Source organism: Luteolibacter arcticus, assembly GCF_025950235.1.
GTDB classification, from domain to species: domain Bacteria; phylum Verrucomicrobiota; class Verrucomicrobiia; order Verrucomicrobiales; family Akkermansiaceae; genus Haloferula; species Haloferula arctica.
The window spans coordinates 101,875-122,894 of record NZ_JAPDDT010000003.1 but is presented as its reverse complement, the minus strand read 5'-3'; the positions used below and the strand labels follow the sequence as shown (position 1 = coordinate 122,894).

Annotated in this window: 9 protein-coding genes; 5 read left to right on the top strand and 4 right to left on the bottom strand. The window is 64.5% G+C overall.

Translation table 11 applies throughout. The features are described from left to right. Positions 1–14: 14 nt before the first annotated feature. The 4 genes from OKA05_RS08790 to OKA05_RS08775 all read right to left on the bottom strand — a co-directional run bounded on the left by OKA05_RS08790 (position 15) and on the right by OKA05_RS08775 (position 12,947). A complete protein-coding gene (locus tag OKA05_RS08790) occupies positions 15–4,016 on the bottom strand; it encodes an outer membrane protein assembly factor BamB family protein (RefSeq protein WP_264486758.1) in 4,002 nt (1,333 codons plus the stop codon). A gap of 270 nt (positions 4,017–4,286) precedes the next feature. Beyond that, positions 4,287–5,807 carry a DUF1501 domain-containing protein gene (locus OKA05_RS08785; RefSeq protein ID WP_264486757.1) on the bottom strand — a complete coding sequence of 507 codons (1,521 nt, stop codon included), beginning with the start codon at positions 5,805–5,807 and terminating at the stop codon, positions 4,287–4,289. A 4-nt stretch (positions 5,808–5,811) separates the two neighbouring features. Next, positions 5,812–9,189, bottom strand: a complete 3,378-nt coding sequence (locus OKA05_RS08780; protein WP_264486756.1) for a DUF1553 domain-containing protein — start codon at positions 9,187–9,189, stop codon at positions 5,812–5,814. Between the two features lie 254 nt (positions 9,190–9,443). Next, the gene (locus OKA05_RS08775; protein ID WP_264486755.1) at positions 9,444–12,947 is read right to left on the bottom strand and encodes a hypothetical protein; all 3,504 of its coding nucleotides are present in this window, start codon (positions 12,945–12,947) and stop codon (positions 9,444–9,446) included. Between the two features lie 375 nt (positions 12,948–13,322). Between OKA05_RS08775 and OKA05_RS08770 the strand changes: the two genes are divergently transcribed. Genes OKA05_RS08770 through OKA05_RS08750 form a run of 5 tightly spaced genes read left to right on the top strand, consistent with a single transcriptional unit; the run spans position 13,323 to position 20,925 of the window. After that, positions 13,323–14,465, top strand: coding sequence for a TIGR03364 family FAD-dependent oxidoreductase (locus OKA05_RS08770; RefSeq protein ID WP_264486754.1), 1,143 nt, complete (start codon positions 13,323–13,325; stop codon positions 14,463–14,465). 7 nt (positions 14,466–14,472) lie between these two features. Then, the gene (locus tag OKA05_RS08765) at positions 14,473–16,947 is read left to right on the top strand and encodes a GcvT family protein (protein WP_264486753.1); all 2,475 of its coding nucleotides are present in this window, start codon (positions 14,473–14,475) and stop codon (positions 16,945–16,947) included. A gap of 14 nt (positions 16,948–16,961) precedes the next feature. Then, positions 16,962–18,191 carry a phosphonoacetate hydrolase gene (gene phnA / locus OKA05_RS08760; RefSeq protein ID WP_264486752.1) on the top strand — a complete coding sequence of 410 codons (1,230 nt, stop codon included), beginning with the start codon at positions 16,962–16,964 and terminating at the stop codon, positions 18,189–18,191. A 12-nt stretch (positions 18,192–18,203) separates the two neighbouring features. Beyond that, positions 18,204–19,637 (top strand): aldehyde dehydrogenase family protein, encoded by a 1,434-nt coding sequence (locus tag OKA05_RS08755; RefSeq protein ID WP_264486751.1) that lies wholly within the window; start codon positions 18,204–18,206, stop codon positions 19,635–19,637. A 13-nt stretch (positions 19,638–19,650) separates the two neighbouring features. Continuing rightward, complete coding sequence (locus OKA05_RS08750) at positions 19,651–20,925, top strand: MFS transporter (RefSeq protein ID WP_264486750.1); 1,275 nt, start codon at positions 19,651–19,653, stop codon at positions 20,923–20,925. The last annotated feature ends 95 nt before the right edge of the window (positions 20,926–21,020 follow it).

Below are 21,020 nucleotides of genomic sequence, written 5' to 3'. Positions count from 1 at the left end.
GCCTCGGGACACGATCAGGGAAAGTCCGCCGCGGTGATCTTCGGAATCAGGCCGAGGCTGGTTTCCATCCATCCACCGCAGGAACAGCCGCCGCCGGTCTCGGGCACCAGCAACATCCCGCATGCGGGGATGGCGCCGATCCAGCAGTCCTGGCGGAATCGTGAGAGCCGCGTTTCAGTCGCCTGCTTCGCGTTCCACAGGATCAGCTCTCCCATGCGGCCGACCATGAAATTGGACGCGAGCGAATAGGATCCGCAGGTGTGGCCCGCAGGGAAACCGGTCTTTACCACCTCGCCGCTTTCCAGATTGAAGATGCGCGGGCGCAGGTAGAGCAGCTCGCCCTGGGTGCCGATCCGCGAGATGTGCTTGCCATGATGGTCGGCCTCCCACTTCACCGGCGGGGCCGCCCACAGCGGCTTGCCATTGGCGGCATCGAAGGTGCTGACTTCGAAGGTGCCGTTCCTCAATGCGAGTTCGAGGACCACCTTGCCTCGCGAGGAAATCACGTAGGCGGCAGTGGCCGGGCCTTTCACCTCCACCGGATTCCGCCACACCTCGCGGCCGCTCTCCAGATCCAGCGCCACCAACGAGGTCTGGCCGGTCTCATCGAGGGTCAGCTTCCGATCAGCGGGATCCTTGGAGAACTTCCGCTCCAGGAAGAAGACCTTGCCCTCCGCGCTGCAGACGCTCGGCTGGACGACCAGTCCGCGGTAGAGCCATCGCGGCGCGGCATTCCGCTTCAGCGGTACGTCATGGGCGAAGAGCGCGTCCGCCATCACGAGCTTCACCGAATCGCCCTGCGTGCCATCATACCAATTCCCTCTGCCCCACCAAGTGGTGAATTCCGCCCCGGCGCGCACCGAGCTGCCGAGCAGGATTTCCCGGCCCTGCGGGGTGGGATTTGTGCGGGTCCGCATTACTTGGCCCCACTCCAGCTCCGGCACTGGATTGGAGAGGAAGTTCGACAGCACACCGGTGCCACCATCAAAGACATCGAGCACGGGGCCATGGGCGAGATACACCGCCTCGCCATCGCAGCACCAGTTCGACCCGCCATGCGGAACATTGAATCTTGCTACGCCCGGGGTCTCCACGCCCCACAGTACCGCGCCGGAATAAGCATCGAGCGCGAGGAGCCGCTGGAAGCCCTGGAGGAAAAGCCGCCCGTTCGCCGCCAGCGGCGAGGACTTCCGGTTCTGCCGGTCCGTCTGGAACCGCGGGCCGGGTTCGCCGAGCCACTGCGGCGTGAGATCATCGCCCCCCGCGGCATTCCGCAGGGTTTCACCGGCGTAATGCGCTGAGGCGGCATCTCCATACTGGCTGGTCCAGCTCGCGGAACCCTCCGGTGCGGTGCGGACAAAAACGGGCTTGTCCTCGACGCCGGGCGTCCACACCGCGCCGCCGTAGGGTCGTGCGAATCGACGTGCGAGCGTGGCGTCCATCGCAGGAGAAATCACAATCGCCGCGAAGGCCGTGGGCAGCGTCGCATCCTTCAGATCCGCCGCCGCGATGACCGCGACGTGATCTCCTAACAGCATGCTGGAGCCGAGGGTGGCGCGCGCGAGCGAGGCCTTCGTCGCGTCCGGCTCGATCATCACCGTCCGATAGCCGGCCGCCGCGAGGGCGACCGCCGCCTCCATCTGTTCCGCCCCGATCACCGCCGCCATGCCGCGGCCATTCGGGCTGCCCTTCACTGCGGCGGCAACGAGGGTGTTCGTCGTGGTGGCAACCGGCGGGACATACGCGCGGTCCTGGGCGGTATCCAATTCAAAGGGACGGTCCTTCAGACCACCGAGCTCGATGCCATATACCCGACCCCATTCCAGCCCCTCGATGACAACGCGGTGACCGGTACCGCTGCCCTCCCCCCACACCCGGCTGCCGGACGAGCCGTTGACCCGCACTTCATTCGGCATCGCGCTCGCCGTCGCCCAGGTGACCTCGGCCTTGCCGGCGCCCAGGAAACGCGTGAACGGACCGACGGTGATCTCATCGTAACGCGGCACCGGCGGCAGAGCGTTCGCCGCCTTTCCATTCAGGAACAACTCGGCCTTGCTGGAGTAGGATTTGGAAATCTCACCAGGTGACAGGCACCGCCGCCAGACGCGGGCCTCGTGCAGCGATCCCTGCACCGGGAAGCATTCGTCCTTGTCCTTGTAGGCGCCTAGGATTACCGGCGTTTCATCGGGATAGGTGATCGGTCCGGTCTTCGCCATCGCGGCCACCTCACGGCCATCGAGGTAAAGGCGCATCATCTTCCCATCGTAGGTGCCGACGAGGTGGTGCCAGCCGTCGTTGAATAACTCGGCAGGTGCCGTGGCGTAGTCGATCTTGCTGCCCGCGGTGCCAAGGCCAAAGGCGAACGACGGCCCGCGCACGCCGAGAATCCAGCCGCGCTCGTCGCTGCCATCGTCGCAGAGGCAACCGATCACCGCACCCCAGCTCTGCGCGCGGTTGATGCGGGCGAAAGCCTCGACGCTGATCTCTTCGGACGGCATCTTCTTCACGCCGAGATCGGTGGCGGTGTAGTAGCTGCTGCCATCGAGCACGATCGCCTCGCCGCTGCCCCGCATGGCCACCATCGCCGCGGAGCTGGTGAGCACGGCGGGCGTCCTCTGGCAGGTGTCGATGATCTTCACTCCGGCCTTCGTCCCGCCGGTGAGGGGCTTGCCATCGCTCCCCGCCATCGCAGTACGATGGAAGACGTAGCGGAGCATCAGGCTGTTGGAGGAGAACACCGGCACCTTCGGCATCGGCGGAGGTGTCTGCTCATGCGCCGCGTCATTGGCTCCGGCGATCGGGGCCGCTACGGGAGCGGTGGGAGCGAAGGCATGCAGGTGTCCGAGGTCGGTGGATGCGATGAGGTGCCCGCCCGCCGCTACCAGCCCGAGGGCCCGGCCTGCGACCTTGCCTTTCCAAAGCTCTTTCCCCTCGTCACAGGAGAAGGCCATGACGACGCCCTCGCCTCCGACGAGGACAGTGTCCGCCGCAACGATCACCTCGCCCGCGCCGGGGACCTCACGGCTCCACGCCATCGCGCCGGTCTTCCGGTCGATCGACTGTACCGAGTGGCCATCCACCACGATGTAAGCGCGCTCGCCGCGCACAGCGATGGCCGAGCCCTTGCCCACCGACGTCATCTTCTCGCCGGTGGATTTATAAAGCGCCGCCTCGCCCTCCCGCGCATCATTCGAGCGCAATTGCTGGCCGTCCTCTATCACCACGCAAAAGGGTCCGCCGCTGCCTGCCATCTGCGAATGCGTCGATCCCGTTTCACGATCGAGCGAAAGTGGAGCGAGGCGTCCACGCGGCACGATCAGCAGGCTCTGCGTGAGCGTCAGCGGACCTTCGATGGTCTGTCCTGGCATCTCCCGGACGTAGCGGCCCCGACCGTCCGCCTTGCCGGTGGCGGCATCCACGGCGCAGATCCAACCCTTGTCCAAAGTGGTCAGACCGCAGCCGAAATAGGCGGTTCCCTCGCGCACGACGATCCCGGTGCGAACGGGCGCGGGCGAGATCACCCTTTCATTGTGAATCACCCGCCGCGATCCGGGTGAGGGATTCATCGACCAAACTAACTTGCCCTCCGCGGCGGAGAGGCAGTAGGCGAAGCCATCGTCGGAGCCGAAAAGCAAGCGGTCGCCCACTAACGAAGGCGCGATCCGCACCGGCCCGCCGCAGGTGAACCGCCACAGCTCCTTGCCGGTGGTGAGATCCACGGCGATCACCGCGTCCTCGGTAGAGGAGGCGATGTAAAGCCGTTGCCCATCCGAGCACGCTTGGTAACACGCGTCCCAGATGCGCGCCGAGAGCATGTTCGAGATCAGATTGAAGGCATCCCACCGCGCAGATTTCGGCCAGGCGGTTCGCGGCACGGCCATCGTGAGCGTCCATGACTCGGCCAGGCGCGCCGCCTCGACGGGTTCATCCGTCGCGCCCGAACGGCCTGCATCATGCCGCTGCATCGGCCACCCCGCGGCATGAGCCGTTGCCAATCCTCCGAGAGTCAGAATCACCGGCAACAACGCCCGCCGGGCACGCTCTGAAAACGCATGAATGTTTTGCAATGCAAGCACGTCTCCTTATACGCGAAATATACGCGAGACTTGGTCTGCGTTTTTACAATACTTACTGGCAAAAAGGCAGGCGGCGAGCGCACGCTCGCCATTATTTACTTCCGGACGGCTATCCAGTCCGCTTCAATCCTCGGATCGGCTCACGCTGGCTCGGTGCCGGGAACGATGCGTGATAGTGCGGAGGTTCAGTGAGGATGCCGAAAGCCAGCATTACGCCATGATGCTCTCGATCCGTTTACCGTGTTCGACCCCGGTGGGCTTCAGGTCCACGCCAAGGACTCGCTTGGTGAGGCGGTCTGACTCGATGCCCAAGGCGTGGCAGGCGGTGGCGATGAAGTCGCGCGGATGCACCTTGTCCCCGGGATTCAGGACATTGAAGGCGAAGTCGTCGGTCTGGCCATGCGAAACGCCGCCTTTGACGCCGCCGCCGGCCATCCAGTTGGTGAAGCACTTGGCGTGGTGGTCGCGGCCATCTCCCTGCGAGTAGGTGGTGCGGCCGAACTCGCCGCCCCAAATGACAAGGGTGTCGTCGAGCAAGCCGCGGCGCTTCAGGTCGGTGATCAGGGCGTAGCAGGCTCGGTCGGTAGCGCCGCACAGCGCGTTCATGCCGCCGTGCAGTCCGCCGTGGAAATCCCAGCCGCGCTGGTAGAGCTGGGTGAAGCGCACGCCGCGCTCGGCCATGCGGCGGGCCATCAGGCAGTTGTAGGTGAAGGTGCCGGGCTTCTTGGCGTCCGGGCCGTAGAGTTCCCAAGTGCTTTCCGGCTCGTCGGAAAAATCCGTGAGTTCCGGTACGCTCATTTGCATGTTGAAGGCCATCTCGTACTGGGCGATCCGAGCGTGAGTCTCGGAATCGCCAAGAGCCTTGAAGGTGCGCTCGTTGTGCTCGGCCACGCCGTCGAGCAGGTTACGCCGCAAGGCACGGTCCATGCCTTCTGGGTCGCGCAGGTAGAGTACCGGGTCGGCACCGGCGCGCAGTGCGACGCCCGCGTGTTCGGTAGGCAAGAAGGAACTCGACCATAGGCGCGGGGTCACCGGCTGGCCCGAGAGCCCGGGAAGCTGGGTGGAGTTGAGCACGACGAATGAGGGGAGGTTGGCGTTCAAGCTGCCAAGGCCGTAAGAAATCCATGCGCCAAGCGCCGGGCGGCCGGGAAACATGGCGGCCGTGTTCATCAGCATGATGGCCGGCTCGTGGTTGATCGCGTCCGAGTACATCGAATGGATCAGGGCGATGTCGTCCACGCACTTGGCGGTCCAAGGCAGGGCCTCGCTGACGAAGCGACCGCTCTGGCCGTGCTGCTGGAATTTGAAGGGGCTGGTCTTGACGGTGAAGCGAGAATTGCCGGCTGTCATGCCGCTGGGCTTGAAGTCAGCGCCTAGTACTTCCTTCGGGATGTCCTGGCCGTCGAACTCTGCCAAGCGCGGCTTGTAATCCCACATGTCCTGGTGCGGCGGACCGCCGGCCATGAACAGCCAGATTACGCGCTTGGCGCTGCCCTTGGTGTGAGGGGCGCCGAGCGAGCCCAGGGCAGCGCTGACCGAGGAGGCCGACGCGCTGTCCTTGGCCAGCAAGTGGGCTAAACCCAAGCCCCCCAAGGTCGAGCCGGCAAGGTGCAGGAAGTGGCGGCGGGTGACCGCCGCTTTCCACTCTTCCTTGAGGTCGCGCGGGATGGGCAAGTTCCAAACGGTGGGAGCTTCGCCGTGGTGGTCGGAGCAAGGGTGGGGCTTAGACATCGGACTACTTGTTCAGGAATTCGTCGGTGTTGAGCAGGATGCTGGCGATGCTCATCCAGGAAGCCACTTCGACCGGAGGCAGTTCCGCTGGAGTTGGAGCGTCGCCCTGGGCCAGTAGCTTCTTCGCATTCTCTTCGGTCAGGTGCGCCTTCACTTTGTTGAAGCGGGCGAGATATGCGGCTACTTCTTCTGCCGCAAGCGGACGCGACAGGACGCGCTGGGCCATGAAGTCGAGACGAGCCTTGGGCTCGGGCGATGACTGCATGGCGTGGATGCCGAGCACGCGGGCTGCTTCGAGAAAGGTGACGTCGTTCATCAGCGCCAGCGCGGCCAAAGGCGTGTTGGTTCGGTTGCGACGCGCGCACGAAGTCAAACGGTCAGTGGCGTCGAAGATGTCGAGCTCGGGGTGGACCGCCGTGCGCTTTACGAACTGATACAAGCTGCGGCGATAGAGCATCGGCCCCTTGTGGCGGTAATACACGTGAGTGTCCGAGGGGTAGGAATTGGTCCACACGCCGTCGGGCTGGTAGCCGAGGAACGAGGGCCCGCCGCGCTTCTCGGTGTTGAGCAGGCCGGCCGACTGCAGGGCGATGTCGCGCAGCACTTCGGAATCGACGCGGTGGCGCGGGCCGTGCGCCCACAGGCGGTTGCGCGGGTCCTTCTCTGCGGGCAGCGGCGTGACCACGGCGGATTGGCGGTAGGCCATCGACATCACCAACTGGCGGTAGAGACGCTTGAATTTCCACGCCGAATCCTTGCCCTCGCCTTCCTGGAAATCCACCGCCAGCCAGTCGAGCAATTCGGGGTGGCTGGGGCGTTCGCCGACGATGCCGAAGTCGTCGGTCGACTCGACCAGAGGCATGCCGAAAATTTCGTTCCAAGCGCGATTGACCGTCACGCGGGCGGTGAGCGGATTGTCCTTCATCGTCACCCATTGTGCCAGACCCAGGCGATTCGCCGGGGTGCCCTGCGGTGGCTGGGGCAGGAACGAGGGGGTCTGCGCATACACGCGCTCGCTGCGGGAACCGTAGTCGCCACGCGAGAGGGCGTGGGCGAACGCGGGGGTAGGCTTCTCGCGGCAGATCAGGGTGCCGGAGCCGAGCGTGCCTTCGTACATCTGTGTCAGGGAGTCGCTGACCTTCTTGCTCTCCTCGGGCTTGTTGGCCCCCTGATAGTGGACGACCTTGGTCTTGGCCGACAAGGCGTCCATCTCGGCCTGCGCCTTGGCCATCGCTTCCTTAAGCACCTTGACCTTGCCGCCGGCAGTGCCCTCCCTAGCGAAGTAGGCGTCGCGGGCGGCGTCCTTCTCGAAGGGGGTCCAACGTTGGTAGTCCGGCTTGGCGGCATGGACTTCGGCCAAGGGGGCAAGCCACGGCAGGCGGATCATCTCATCGTCGGCCAGCGCGCGACGGTAGATGCGCACATCCAGCAGTCCGAGCCCACGCAGCGGGTTGGCCGTGGCATCGGCACCGCCGCGGCGGCCCAAGTTCAATGGGGTCGCGGTCTTGAGTGAACCGGTCAAGCTGTCCTTGCCGACTTCCACCTCCACCGGCTTGCCGTCAAGGTAGATCTTGACCCCGGCGGCCTTGCCCGAGCCGTCGTACGTCGCCGCAACATGTGCCCACTCCGTGCGCGGGATGGCGGGCTTGGAGAGCACCGCAATGGCGTCGGCATTGTGCCAGTCGCCGAACAGGTAAAGGCGGATCCGCCCGCCGAACCCTTCGAGTTCCCAGCCGCCCTTGAGCGTGGCACCGTCGACGCGCGAGACGATGCCGCCGTTTGCGGCACCCTGCCCCAGCGGCTCCTCGTTCCAACGCACCCAGGTCGAGACGGTGAAGGGCTGGTCCTTTTCGAAATTTCCGACGTCGGGTGCTTGGAAGCGGGTGTTGTTGTCGAGGCGGAAGGAGCCGGTGAGCAGAGGGTATTCATCCCACAAGGGCGGCGCGCCCTCGAAAGGGTATTCCTTGCCCGAGACCTGGTCGCGGATGACCTTGTCCTGCGGATGGTCCTTTCCGGTGCCGTCGTCGCGGTTCAGGCGAAAGCGGGCCGAGAGGTCCTTGGGATCGATGTCCTTGGGGCCATCCGGGCCGGCCAGCCAAGCGACCACACCGACGTCGGAGGCGGCGTAGAGCGCGTCGAGTTCGCCCTGTGCCGTGGACTTCCGCAACTGTGCCGCGTCGAAGGCCGCGCGATCGGCTTCCGGTGGCAGCACCAGAAAGGGCGGCCAATCGTCGTTGTCATTGTGGTAGGGCTTCTCGGCCACGTTGCCGAAGTACGCTGTTAGAGAATAAAAATCCTTCGCCGTCATCGGGTCGTACTTGTGGTCGTGGCATACGGCGCAGCCGCCGGTCATGCCCATGAAGACGGTGGTGAAGGCCTCGGTGCGCTCGCGTTTGACGTTGACCCACAGCTCTTGAGGGATGGTGCCACCTTCGCCCGAGGCCAAGCCCGCGCGCACGAAGCCGGTGGCGACCAGAGCGTCGAGGCCACCGCCGGGCATCAGGTCGCCGGCCAACTGCTCGGTGGCGAAACGGTCGAAGGGCTTGTCTTCGTTGAAGCTCTTGATGACGTAGTCGCGGTAGGGCCATATGGCACGGTAAGCGTCCACGTGGATGCCGTGGGTGTCGCCGTATCGGGCGTAGTCGAGCCAATATCGGGCTCGGTTTTCCCCGTAAGCCGGCGAGGCCAGCAGGCGGTCCACGACCTTGGCGTAGGCCGTGCCGGTGTCCGCGGGATCGGCGGTAAAGGCCGCTACCTCCCCGGGCGTGGGCAGCAGACCGCTCAAGTCGACCGTCACGCGGCGAATGAGGGCGGTGCGGTAGGCTTCGGCGTTGGGCTTGAGCCCGGCCTCATCGAGCTTCGCCAGGATGAAGCGGTCCACCGGGGTTTCGCACCAGGCTTCGTCGGAGACCTTTGGAAGGGCAGCCTTGACCGGCTTTTCGAAGGCCCAGTGGTCGCGGAATTCGGCACCTTGGGCGATCCAGTCGCGCAGGAGTTTGATCTGAGCCGGGTTCAGGAGTTTCTCTTTATCCTGCGGCATCATCACCTCGGGGTCGTGCGATTCGACGCGGCGGATCAGTTCGCTTTCGTCCGGCTTGCCGGCGACGATGCTGCGCGCGCCGTTGTTGCCAACATAGGCCAGTGCCTGTTCGCGAATATCCAAGCGCAAGGGCTGGGCCTTGGGCTCGCGGGTGGCGGTGTCCGGCCCGTGGCAGTGGTAGCAGTAGTTGGAGAGGATGGGCTGGACGTCGCGGTTGTAGTCCAACTTCGCGGCGGTTGTCTGGACGGGTTCATCCGTCGCGCCAGAACGGCCTGTATCATGCCGCTGCATCGGCAAGCCCTCGGCATGGGCCGTTGCCAATCCCCCGACAGTCAGAAGCACCGGCGACAACGCCGACGCGACCCGCTTTGAAAGCGCATGAATGATTTGCAATGCAAGCACGCATCCTTATACGCGAAACCCGGCCTGCGTTTTTCCAATACCTACTGTCAAAAAGGCAGGCGGCGAGCGCACGCTCGCCATTATTTACTTCCGGAGGGCGAGGCACTACGACAAGCGCTGCCCGTGCTGGTGCATCGCGAACCGGTGCTCTAACTCCAGCGATCTTCCGGGTTTCCCGGGGGAGCTGCCGGGGTTCACGAGGAAGGCTGCAGTTCCGCAGCGTTGAGCCAGCGGAAGGACACGGTGCGGAAGGCGCGGCCGAAGTCACCCAGAGTGGCACGATTCGCGGGATTCAAGCCGGACTCGTCGGGATTAAGAGGGGAAGGGATGCGTTGGACCACGGCTTCGCACCAGGCCCGGGCAAGCACCTTGCCGTCGGGATCGACTGCATCGCCATAAGCGCGGATGGTGAAGGTGTCCCCGCGGGCGGTGAGAATAGGGCCGATCGGCTGGAGGACATCGGCTTGGGTGAGGTAGCCTGGCGCACCCCAGGCCTTCGACGGCGGCATCAAGCCGGGATCGATGCGGGTGGCGTCGGCGATGTTATCCGGGTGGGCGTAGTCCTTGAGCTTCTGGGTGGCGAGGGGGTAGGTGTCGTCGAAGTCCTTGTTCAAGGCGGCGCGCTGGATCGCCGCCTCGAGCGCTCCGGCCCGCCCGCTCGGGCCCTTCGCCAAGCGGCGGTTGACGAAGTCGGAGAGGGAGAGGAAGGGACCACGGGTTTTCACCTCCGCCACCACGGCCTCGGCCAGTGACCGGACTTCAGCGTCGTCCAGGACACGGCGGCCGCTCCAAGCACCGCGCGAATCCGCGGGGTCGCCCGCTTTCCACGGTGCCGCGGTCTCGTCCAGCAGGCGCGGGAAGGTTGACTCCCCGGAGTCATCCCGCGTGGCCGCCAGCACGGCGGTCCAGGCATCCACCGAGGTCGAATTCACGTTGAAGCCGCCATCGATGCCGAGGTGGAATGCGGCCCGGTGGAAGTCCGCAAGGTTGGCGAGCGTTTCCTTCTCGCTCGCGGCGGGAAAGAGTACCCGGTGACGAGGGTTCTGCATCAAGCCCTTATCCGGCGCACCCAGGGCCTCCCGCCATCCAGCCGCGCTGCCAGTGGAGAGGAAGAAGTCGTCCCACAGCGAGTGGTTGACCTCGAACGACAGATCGTGGACCAGCGCTTCGGTGTCAGGCAGGCCGCCGACGGCCCAGCGGGCATAGAAGGCCCACTGGCCGTTGCCCTCGCTGCCGCCGGTGCGGCCGTCGTTGGCGTAGCCTATCAGCTTCTCGTTCCAACCGTTGTGCTCCTTCTCCCCGCTGTTCCGCGGCGGCGGGGCGCTGCGGTCCGTGCGGTCCTCGAGCCGCGGATCGGCGAGCGAATTGCCGATGGCGAAGGAGGGATGCCAGATGAAGGGCGAAAGCTTGGCATGGCGGAACTGAGCGAGCGAAACCATTTCGACACCCTTGCGCGGGATCTCGAAGATCACTTGCGGGCCGGGGCTTTCGATGGGGCGACCAAAAGGATTTCCCCTCTGAATGCCGGAATCGGGTACCGGCATCAGATCGTCCCACGAAACGCTCTGGTCGAAGAGATCCCGCGTGTAGGCTCCGAAAAAGTGCGGCGCGACATCGGTGAGGTTTTCGTAGGGACTGCGCAGCGAGTAGGAGGCCCGCGGGTTCCAGTTCGCCAGCGGGGCGATGTCGAAATGCCGGGTCCCCTGCAGGCTGCCGGAGCCAGAGAGGTTCGACGGGTGCTCTTCGAACCAGCGCAGACGGAACCCGTCGCGCGTGCGGGTGTCGGGCGGCGGCAAGCTCCCGCCGCTGCGCAAGTCGTTGATTGGTGCGGGATTCGAACTGTTCCAGGACACGGGTAGCTCCTTGTTGTCCCCGTACTGGAGCGCGCAGGAGACGAACGAAAGTTGCGGCAGGCCGGTGAAGGCGGCGACCGAAGTCGCGCTGCCAAGCTTCCACAGCATCCGGTAATCCTCTGCTTGCACCCCGCCGGGAACCTCGCGGAACTCAAGCGGCCGTTTGGCCCGCGGCGTGCCGATTTTCACCGTAAATCCGCGCGCGGTGGACGGCGCGACGGACGCCGAAAGCGAGTTCCCGCCCAGCGCCGTGTCGCTGTACGGCGTGCGCCCGGTCGGGCTGAAAACCGCGCAAGTGCCCGGGTCCAGGGTGACTGCCGACATCTGGAAATAAAGCGTGCCCCCCAGCGCGCCTCCTTGTCCCCAAGTGAGGTTGAGTTTTTCCTTGGCACCTCCTTCGGGGGTAATCTCCACGGCTTTGGAACCATTGGCTTGGAGCATCAGGGTGGTCGCCGGGACGCGGAGTGCCACGTTGTAGGGATTCCAGATGGCGGCGCGCGGGTAGAGATGGGCCACGAGTTGATATTGGGTGCTGGGAAGGCCCGGGCTCACCGGCTCGCTTGCCAAATTGTAGTAGAGCGAGCCCTCGACCAGCACGGGTGAAATGTCGGGCGAGTCGTAGGGTGCCAGCCCCGCCGGCTTGCGGTTGGTGCCGTCAAACGAGTCGTCCCCCGAAAGCAGGGGTGATGGGGCGGCGCCCACGGGGATGACATCTCCTTTCACCTTGCCGGGTTCGAATTTTGTCGCAAGCGCGGCCCACTCGCGCAGCAGCCTTAAGGTCGGCGAGGACCGCTGGTGGCGGGTGGTCGTCCACGACACGCCCATGTCGCGCGCTGCGTTCTGATTGGCCGGCCCGACCAGTCGATCGGCGTCCGCGAGTCCGCGCGCGAGGGTTTTCCCGGCGACTTTGAGATCCGGCAGATTGCCTGAGGACTTCAGGAACACGCTCAGGTCGCGCTTCAGCCGGCCATCGCGGACATTCACCGGCAAACCCACCGACCACACGGTGAAATCGTGGAAGCGCGCGGCCGCCTTGGCTGTCGTCGCGGGCGAGGAGAGGTCGAGGGTGGCTAGCGACGAAAGCCGCTGCTTGTCCTTTTCGCCGATTTCCAGCGCCGCATCGACCGCGCCGGGCTGATTGCTCAGAGCCAGCAGCCACCGGCGGTAGGAAGCGGGGTCATCGGCCGACGGTGCGGCACCCGCGAGGGGATCGGCCAGATCCAGCTTCGCCTTGGCGCTCTCGTCGCTCACCCACCACGCATGGCGACCGGATTCAACGCGGACCGTGGGGACTTTCACCTCCGACCCGTCCGGCCCCCCGGCCGACAGGGTGATCCAGTCCTCGTCCGCGCTGCTGTCCAGAGGATCGACCGGCTGGTCCGCATGGGTGCCGCTGACGAGCCAGCCGAGGGGCTTGTCGCGCGACCAATCGCCGGTCGCCCGGGCGTCGCGCAAGCCGCCGTCCGCATCGTCGCGCGACCACGGGGTCACCAGCCACGCCTTGCCGGTGGACCGGGCGCTTTCCCATGCTCCCAGCCAGTGCGGATGGCGCACCCCGTCGATCTCCGCGGTGGCCGGGTCGGCATCGAAGATCGAAGCCGGGGCGCACACCCGCGGGTCGGGGCCGAGATGGCGCTGGAGATCGCCAATGGCGAGCGTAATGGCGAGCCGGGCGTTGGCTCTGGCCGTCGCGGCGGCTTCCCCGCGGCTGCCGCTGCGGAGGCTGATGACCGACAGGCTGGCCAAACCGATGACAAGCAGCGTCAGCAGCGCCATCATCGTGAGCGTGGCGACCAAAGCGAAGGCATTGGAGACGTTTTTCCCGAGGCGTGGCGTGACAGTCATAGAGTCAGACGGGGATTGGTATACTCAAAAGTTGACAGGACCGTCCTTTCAGGTGAATAGCAATAAAGCCTTAATCACTGGCGATTTTGCAAGACATCGTGCCGGAAAATTCACATCGCGGTCTCGTTGTCATTTTGACTATTCCGATCCGGCGCGTCGTCGCTTCGACTTGCGGATATGCAATGAATTTTTGCGATCCTCCCATAGATGGGCTCATGCGGGAGTAGTAGCCTCGCAGGAAGTGTCGATTCGAACCCGTCTTGTCGTTGCCCTGCGCTCCCGACTGTTCGACCTGATTCGACTTGAGAAGGAAGCTGGGAATTGAGGGGCCAGGCTTGGCGGTTAGAGAACGTAAATTATTTATAGAGTAACATTATGAGCGGGAAATCCAATCGGGTCGGAATCGTCGGCGGAGGGATCGTGGGGCTCGCCAATGCCTGGGCGGCGGCGCGCGCCGGCAGCCAGGTAACGGTGTTCGACCGCAGTGACAAAGCGCGCGGCGCTTCCGTGCGGAATTTCGGCATGTTCTGGCCATTGGGCCAGCCGGCCGAACTTCATCCCGTAGCGATGCGGAGCGGCGAACTCTGGCGCGAGTTGATCGCGGCGACCGGTATCCACGCCAGACCCTGCGGCTCGGTTCATGTGGTTGATCGCGACGACGAGGCCGCGGTGCTGGAAGAGTTCGCGAAGCTCGGCGGCGACCTTGGCTACGAATGCGAACTGTGGACCCGCGCGACGGTCGAAGAGCGCTGCTCCGGCGTGCGCCGGGGCGTGACGAAGGCAGGTCTTTTCAGCCCGACGGAGATCAATCTCGATCCGCGCGAGGTATTGGCCGCGCTGCCCAAGTTCCTCGCCGCAAAATATGGCGTACGATTTCACTATAGCGCCGCCGTAGTCCAGGCGCGTAGCGGCGTGCTGCGCACCGGCGGCGGCGACAAATATTCCTTTGACGAGATCTTTGTTTGCTCCGGCCACGACTTCGAGACGCTGTTTCCGGAAGTGTTCGCAGCCGCGCCAATGAAGCCCTGCAAGCTTCAAATGCTGCGCACTGTCCCGCAGCCCGGCGGCTGGCAGCTCGGCCCGATGCTCGCCAGCGGGCTGACCCTGCGTCACTACGCGAATTTCGAGATCTGCCCGACGCTCTCCGTGGTGAAGGAACGGATCGCCCGCGAAACGCCGGAGCTCGATCGTTACGGCATCCACGTGATGGCGTCGCAGGACCGCTTCGGCGGGATCGTTCTCGGCGATTCCCACGAATACGGCAGCGACATCGAGATCTTCGACAAGGAAGAGATCGACTCCCTGATGCTGCGCGAGCTGCACAAGCTCTACGATTTCCCCAACTGGACCATCGCAGAGCGCTGGCACGGGATCTACGCGAAGAATACCGACGGTGCTGAGTTCCGCGCCGAGCCCTTGCCCGGTGTCCACATCGCCACCGGCATGGGCGGCTCCGGCATGACGATGTCCTTCGGCCTCGCCGACCGCTTCTTCGCGAACCGCGAACTGATCGCCTGACAACGGAGTGGAAACACGGTACGACAACACCCCGGTCCGGGCGAGCTTCCATGCGTCCGATTTCCCCTTTCCGAAATCCGCGCGGATCGTGATAGTCGGCGGCGGGATTGCCGGCGCTGGCATGGCCTACCATTTCGCAAAGGCGGGCTGGAAAGACGTGCACTTGTTAGAGCAATCGAAACTCGCGTCCGGCACGACCTGGCACTCGGCCGGGCAAGTCGGTCAGCTCCGCTCGAGTTCCGCGCAAACCAAGGTCAACAAGGCTTCGACGGAACTCTTTGCCAGCCTGCTCGCCGACACCGGTCACGATCCCGGCTGGCTGCAATGCGGCGGCCTGCAACTCGCCTCCTGCACCGAACGATTGCTCCAGCTTCAACGGAACGCCGCGATGGCCGAGGTCTTTGGCGTTGAAGCCCGGCTGATCACCCCTGAGCAGTGTCGCGAGTATTATCCAATGATGCACATAGCAGACGTCATTGGTGGAGTTCATCTGCCGGGCGACGGTCGCGTCCTGCCCGGCGAATGCACCATCGCCTTGGCCAAGGGTGCCATGCAGCGAGGTGTCGCGATTCACGAGGGCGTCCGCGTCACCGGGCTGCTCCATCATAAGGATAGTCGTGGTATCAAGCGCATCACTGGCGTGTCCACCACGCAGGGGGAGATCACCGCGGAATGGGTAGTCCTAGCCGGCAACATGTGGATGCGGCAACTTGGCCTCGCGGCGGGCATCGACATTCCCGTCTATCCTTGCGAGCACCACTACGTCGTCACTCGGCCGATTGATGGGGTCACGCGGAACTCGCCATGTTCGCGCGATCCGGATGCCGGGCTGTATTTCCGCGCACTCGATGACGGCGGCATGAAACTCGGTGCCTTCAAGAAACGCTCGAAGCCTTGGCAGATCGGCGATGCTGTACCGCAGGACTTCTCGTTCGGCTTGTTGGAGCCGGATTGGCCGGACTTCGCGGAACCCTTCGCCGCACATTGCCACCGCCTGCGCGGCATTACGCGCGACGACGTGGTGAAGTTCGTCAACGGCCCCGAGGCCTTCACGCCGGACAACAATTTCCTGATGGGCCAGCCGCACGCGACGGAGGGCCTGTTTGTCCTCGGCGGCTGGAACTCCGCGGGCATCGCTTGTTCCGGAGGCGCGTCGAAGTATGCCGTCGAGTGGATCGAAAACGGCGGCATGTCGCTCGACCTTGGCTCGGTCGATATCCGGCGTTTCCTGCCATTTCAAAACGGCAGGGCTTACTTGCAAGAGCGGGTCAGCGAGGTGCTCGGCCTCCACTACCAAATGGCCTGGCCAAACCGGCAGATGGAAACGTCCCGCGGAATCCGTGCTTCGGGGCTATACGATCGGCACCGCGCGCTCAATGCAGTGTTCGTCGAGACCGCCGGTTGGGAGCGGCCGCTGGCCTATGCACCGGTCGGCATCGAGCCGGGGATCGGTTATACGTTCCTCCGTCAAAACTGGCAGCCATGGGCCGAGGAAGAATCGCTCGCCTGCCGAGGCGGCGTCGCATTGCTTGATCAATCAACGTTCGCGAAGTTCGAGGCGAGCGGGCCAGGTGCACTACGGCTTTTGCAGTACTTGTGTGGGGGCAACATCGACGTGCCCGTGGGCAAAACGGTCTATACCGGTCTGTTCAATGCCAAGGGCACCTTCGAGAGCGACCTCACCGTGATTCGCACGGCGAGCGAGGCGTTTTATCTCGTGACCGGCACCGCCCAGCAGAGCCGCGATGCCGACTGGTTGCTCAAGCACCTGCCGAACGACGGTTCGGTGTCGGTCCGCGACGTGACCGAGGCGATCAACGTTGTTTCGGTCATGGGGCCGCAGGCCTTCGAGGTGCTTGCCCCTCTGTTCGACGTGACGGATTTTCCTTTCGGCACTTCGCGTGAGGCCATCGTCGCGGACATTCCATTGCGCGCCGTTCATATCAGCTATGTGGGCGAGCCAGGCTTGGAGCTGCACGTCGCGAAAGATCGTGCTGGCGAGCTTTGGGACCATCTCATGGTGGCCGGGGGCCCTCATGGCATCCGGCCGATCGGCACCCACGCAATCAACACGCTGCGGATCGAGAAGGCTTTCCGTGCCTACGGTCACGAGCTGTCCGCCGCGGAGACGCCGCTCGAAGCCGGCCTCGGTTTCGCCGTCGATTGGTCCAAGGACTTCCTCGGTAAGGAAGTTCTCGTCGCTCAGAAGACCGAGGGCGTCCGCAAACGCCTGATTTGCTTGGTGCTCGACGAGCCCGAACCTCTCCTCTGGGGCGGCGAGCCGATTCTGTGGGACGGCGAACCCGCCGGCTACACCACCAGCGCGGCATGGAGCCCGACGCTCGGCCGCAGTGTCGCGCTCGGCTACGTGAAGCGTTCCGATCGCAGCATCCTCAGTGCCGCCTCCGTCAAGCAGGGGAGCTTTGCCATCCATCTCTTCGGCCGCCATCATTCCGCCAAACCGGTGACCCGGGCCGTCTGAATTTCACCATCCACATGAGCACCTTCAAAGCCAACGCCCGTGTCTATCCGCTGCCGCCGAACCCCGTCGCCGTCATCTGCCTTGACGGCTGCGCCGACGAATATCTGAGCACCGCCATTGCTCGCGGCAAGATGCCACGCCTCGCCTCGATGGCCCGCGATGGCTGGCGCGGCATGGTCCGTGGCGCTCTGCCGTCCTTCACCAACGTCAACAACAGCTCAATTGTCACCGGCGTGCCACCTCGCGTGCACGGCATCTGCGGGAACTTCTTCCTCAATCCCGAGACCGGCGAGGAAGTGATGATGAACGGCCCCGAGTTCCGCCGCTGCGGCACCCTGCTCACCGCCGCGGCCGATGCGGGGCGCAAGGTCGCTTTCATCACGGCGAAGGAAAAGCTGCGCACCGTCCTCGGCGACGGTGTGGTCGAGCGCGGCGGGATCGTGTTTTCCTCGGAGAAGGTCGATGAGGCGAAGAAGGAAACCCACGGCATCGAAAACGCCATGGAGATCATCGGCAAGCCGCGACCGGAGATCTATTCGGGCGATGCCTCGATCTACGTGCTCGAAGCCGGTGCCGCGCTGGCCGAGCAGGGCGTGGCGGACTTCCTCTACCTTTCGACAACGGACTTCATGCAGCACAAGTTCGGCCCGGAAGCACCGGAGATCCTCGACTTCCACGCGAAGATCGATGCCGCTATCGGTCGTTTGTTAGACGCCGGTTGCACCGTCGCCCTGACCGCGGACCATGGCATGAACGCAAAGAACGATGCCGCGGGAGATCCCAAGGTCATTTTCGTTGAGTCGTTGTTGAGGGAGAAGTTCGGCAATGCCCTGCGCGTGATCTGCCCGATCACCGATCCCTACGTCGTCCACCACGGCGCGCTCGGATCGCTGGTGATGGTGCACCTCGACGATCCGGCGCTGAGCAGTGCGGTTGCGGATTTCCTCTTCTCCCAGAAGGGCATCACCGAAGTGCTCACCCGCGAGCAAGCCGTTGACAAACTTGAGCTCGCACCGGACCGCATCGGCGATCTCGTCGTCCTGTCCGGCCGCGATGTGGTCGTCGGGAAGTCGCCGGAACATCACGACCTTTCCGTCCTCAAGGGCGGCCTCCGCTCCCACGGCGGACGTTACGAGGAAATGGTGCCGCTGGTGATTTCCAAGCCGCTCACGCCTGACCTGAAGCGGGTCGCCGAGGGTGATCCGCGGAATTTCGATGTGTTCTTCTTTGCCTGTAGCGTCTGAATCCTTCCCGTCATGGCTTGGTCACCCGTCCACCTTCCTTCCTACGTCGCCGGCGAAGCGGTGACCACCGGCCGCGCGCTGGAGGTCCGCTATCCGTGGGATGACTCGCTCACCGGCAGCGCCTCGCTGATCGGACCGGAGCATCTCGAAAGCGCGATCACTACGGCGCTTGCCTTTCCGAACGAGTTGCTGACCCGCCGTGACCGCCACGACATCCTGCGCCGCGCCGCGGTTCTGTTGGCCGAGCGGCGTGACGAGTTCGCCGCACTGATCACCCGCGAGACCGGTCTGGCGATCCGCGAGGCGAAATACGAGACCACCCGTAGTTCCGACGTGCTCGACTTCGCCGCGATGGAAGCGCTGCGCGACGACGGCCGGATCTTTTCCTGCGACATCACGCCGAACGGCCGTCCAAGGAAAGTCTTCACCTCGCGCTACCCGGTGAAGCTGGTCGGTGCGATCACGCCATTTAACCACCCGCTCAATCAGGTCGTCCACAAGCTCGCGCCGGCCATCGCGGCGGGAGCGCCGGTGTTGCTGAAGCCCTCCGATCGCACGCCGCTCACCGCGCTGAAGTTCGCCGAAGTGCTCTACGAAGCCGGGCTGCCGGGCCCGATGCTGAGCCTCTTCGTCGGCGGTATCGACGACATCGTCACGCCGATGATCACCGACGACCGCGTGGAAATCGTCACCTTCACCGGCTCGGTGGAAATCGGGAAAAGCATCGCCCGCACCTGCGGCTATAAGCGGATCTGCCTCGAACTCGGCGGCAACTCGCCGCTGATCGTGCTGGAGGACGCGGATCTCGACCTCGCCGCGAAACTTGCCGCCGAAGGCTCGTTCCGGAACTCCGGCCAGCGCTGCACCGCGGTGAAGCGCATCCTCGTTCAGGAGAGCATCCTCGACGCCTTCACGGCGCGCTTCGTCGATCTCGTCCGCCGCGAGTATCCCGGTGGCGACCCGGAGGATCCGGCCACGGTCGTTGGTACCGTGATCCACGCGCCCGCCGCGGTGGAACTCCAGCGCCGCGTCGAAGCGGCGGTCGCCATGGGTGCGAAAGTCCTTCTCGGCAACGGACGGCGCGGGGCTTTGTTAGAGCCGACCATCATCGCCAACGTCCCGCGCGAGGCGGAGATGGTCGCCTGCGAAAGCTTCGGCCCGCTGGCCCCCATCATCCCGATCCGCGATCTCGATGACGCGATCTCCTACTACAATGCCGGCCCCTTCGGCCTGAGTGGCGGAGTCGTCACCAATGATCTCTCGCTCGCGATGAAAGCTTGTAAGGAACTGCGCGCCGGTACGACGAACATCAACGAGGTCCCCGGCTATAGGCTGGAGCTGACGCCCTTCGGTGGCACCCGCGATTCCGGGCTGGGGGTGAAAGAGGGAGTGGTCGAGGCGATCAAGTTCTTCACCCACGAAAAGACTTGGTCGCTGCCCTGGTAACACCTTTCCCACCATGCAAACGACGAGGCCCAATCCCATCCCCGAAAGCCCCGCCGCCACCTCGCCGCCCGTCTCGCTGCAGACGCGGATGGTGCTGCTGTCCTACCTCGCCTACTTCTTCTACTACTTTACCCGCAAGCACCTCGGCGTCGTCACGCCAGCCATGGTGGAGAGCGGTTTTTCCGACACGACCATCGGCTGGGTGCAGACGGCCTACGGCGTGTGCTACGCCACCGGCCAATTCCTCAGCGGCGCGCTCGGCGACCGTCTAGGCCCGCGCATTGCACTGACCGCGGGAATGATCCTTTCGGGCATCGCGACCCTTGCATTCGGAATCTTTCCCTTCATGGGCGTGCTGGCCGTCTGCCTTTCGATCAACGGCCTTTTTCAATCCACCGGCTGGCCGAATGCCTGCAAAGTCGTATCGCAATGGGTGGGCTTCCGCCATCGCGGCCGGGTGATGGGCGTGTGGATGACCTGCTACATCTTCGGCAGCATGGTCGCCAACCTGGTGGCGGGCTACGTGCTCGGGAAGTTCGGCTGGCGGGAGGTTTTCCTCGTCACCGGCATCGCGGTGATCGTCGTGGGCATCGCGCAAGGCTTGTTCCTGATCAACCGGCCGGAGGACCGCGGCCATCGTCTCGAGCGGCGTGCCTCCAATGCTTCCGGTGCTTCGGCGAAGGGTGGCTTCATGCTGATGATCCGCCAGCCGTCGATTCTGCTGTTAGGGGTCTGCTACACCGGATTGAAGTTCGTCCGATACACCTTCTTCGCCTGGAGTCCCTACTACCTCGCCAGCAAGGTGGGCATGGCCAACGACTCGGCTGCTTACGTGTCGAACGGCTTCGAAGTCGGCGGCATCCTCGGTCTCGCGGCCGGCGGCTGGGTCGGCGACCGCTACTTTGCGGACAACCGCGTGCGCCTCGCGCTGGTGGCTTTGTTGGGGATGATCGCCGCGGTCCTGCTCTACCGCGTGATCAGCGCGGACGGCGGCATCTGGGGAAATGCTGCCGGCCTCGCCGCGATCGGCTTCTTCCTCTACATCGCGGACTCCATCGTTTCCGGCACCGCGGCGCAGGACATCGGAGGAGCGGAGAGCACGGCGTCGGCGGCTGGCATCATCAACGGCATTGGATCCACCGCTCAGCTCTTCGCCGGCATCGTGCCAATCTGGCTGAAGAACACCTGGGGTTGGGACGCGGTGTTTGTGTCGTTCATAGTGCTCGCGGTGTTCTCGTCCCTGGCGGTGTTGCCGGTGGCTCGGCAGCGGAGTCTCTCCAAGGCTTAGGTATGCAAGCCACTTAAAATTCTTAAAGTGGCGAGAAGATGAAATTTGAGGCAGCTTTACCGAAAATTGACTAGCCGTGCCTGCTGTTCCAGCAC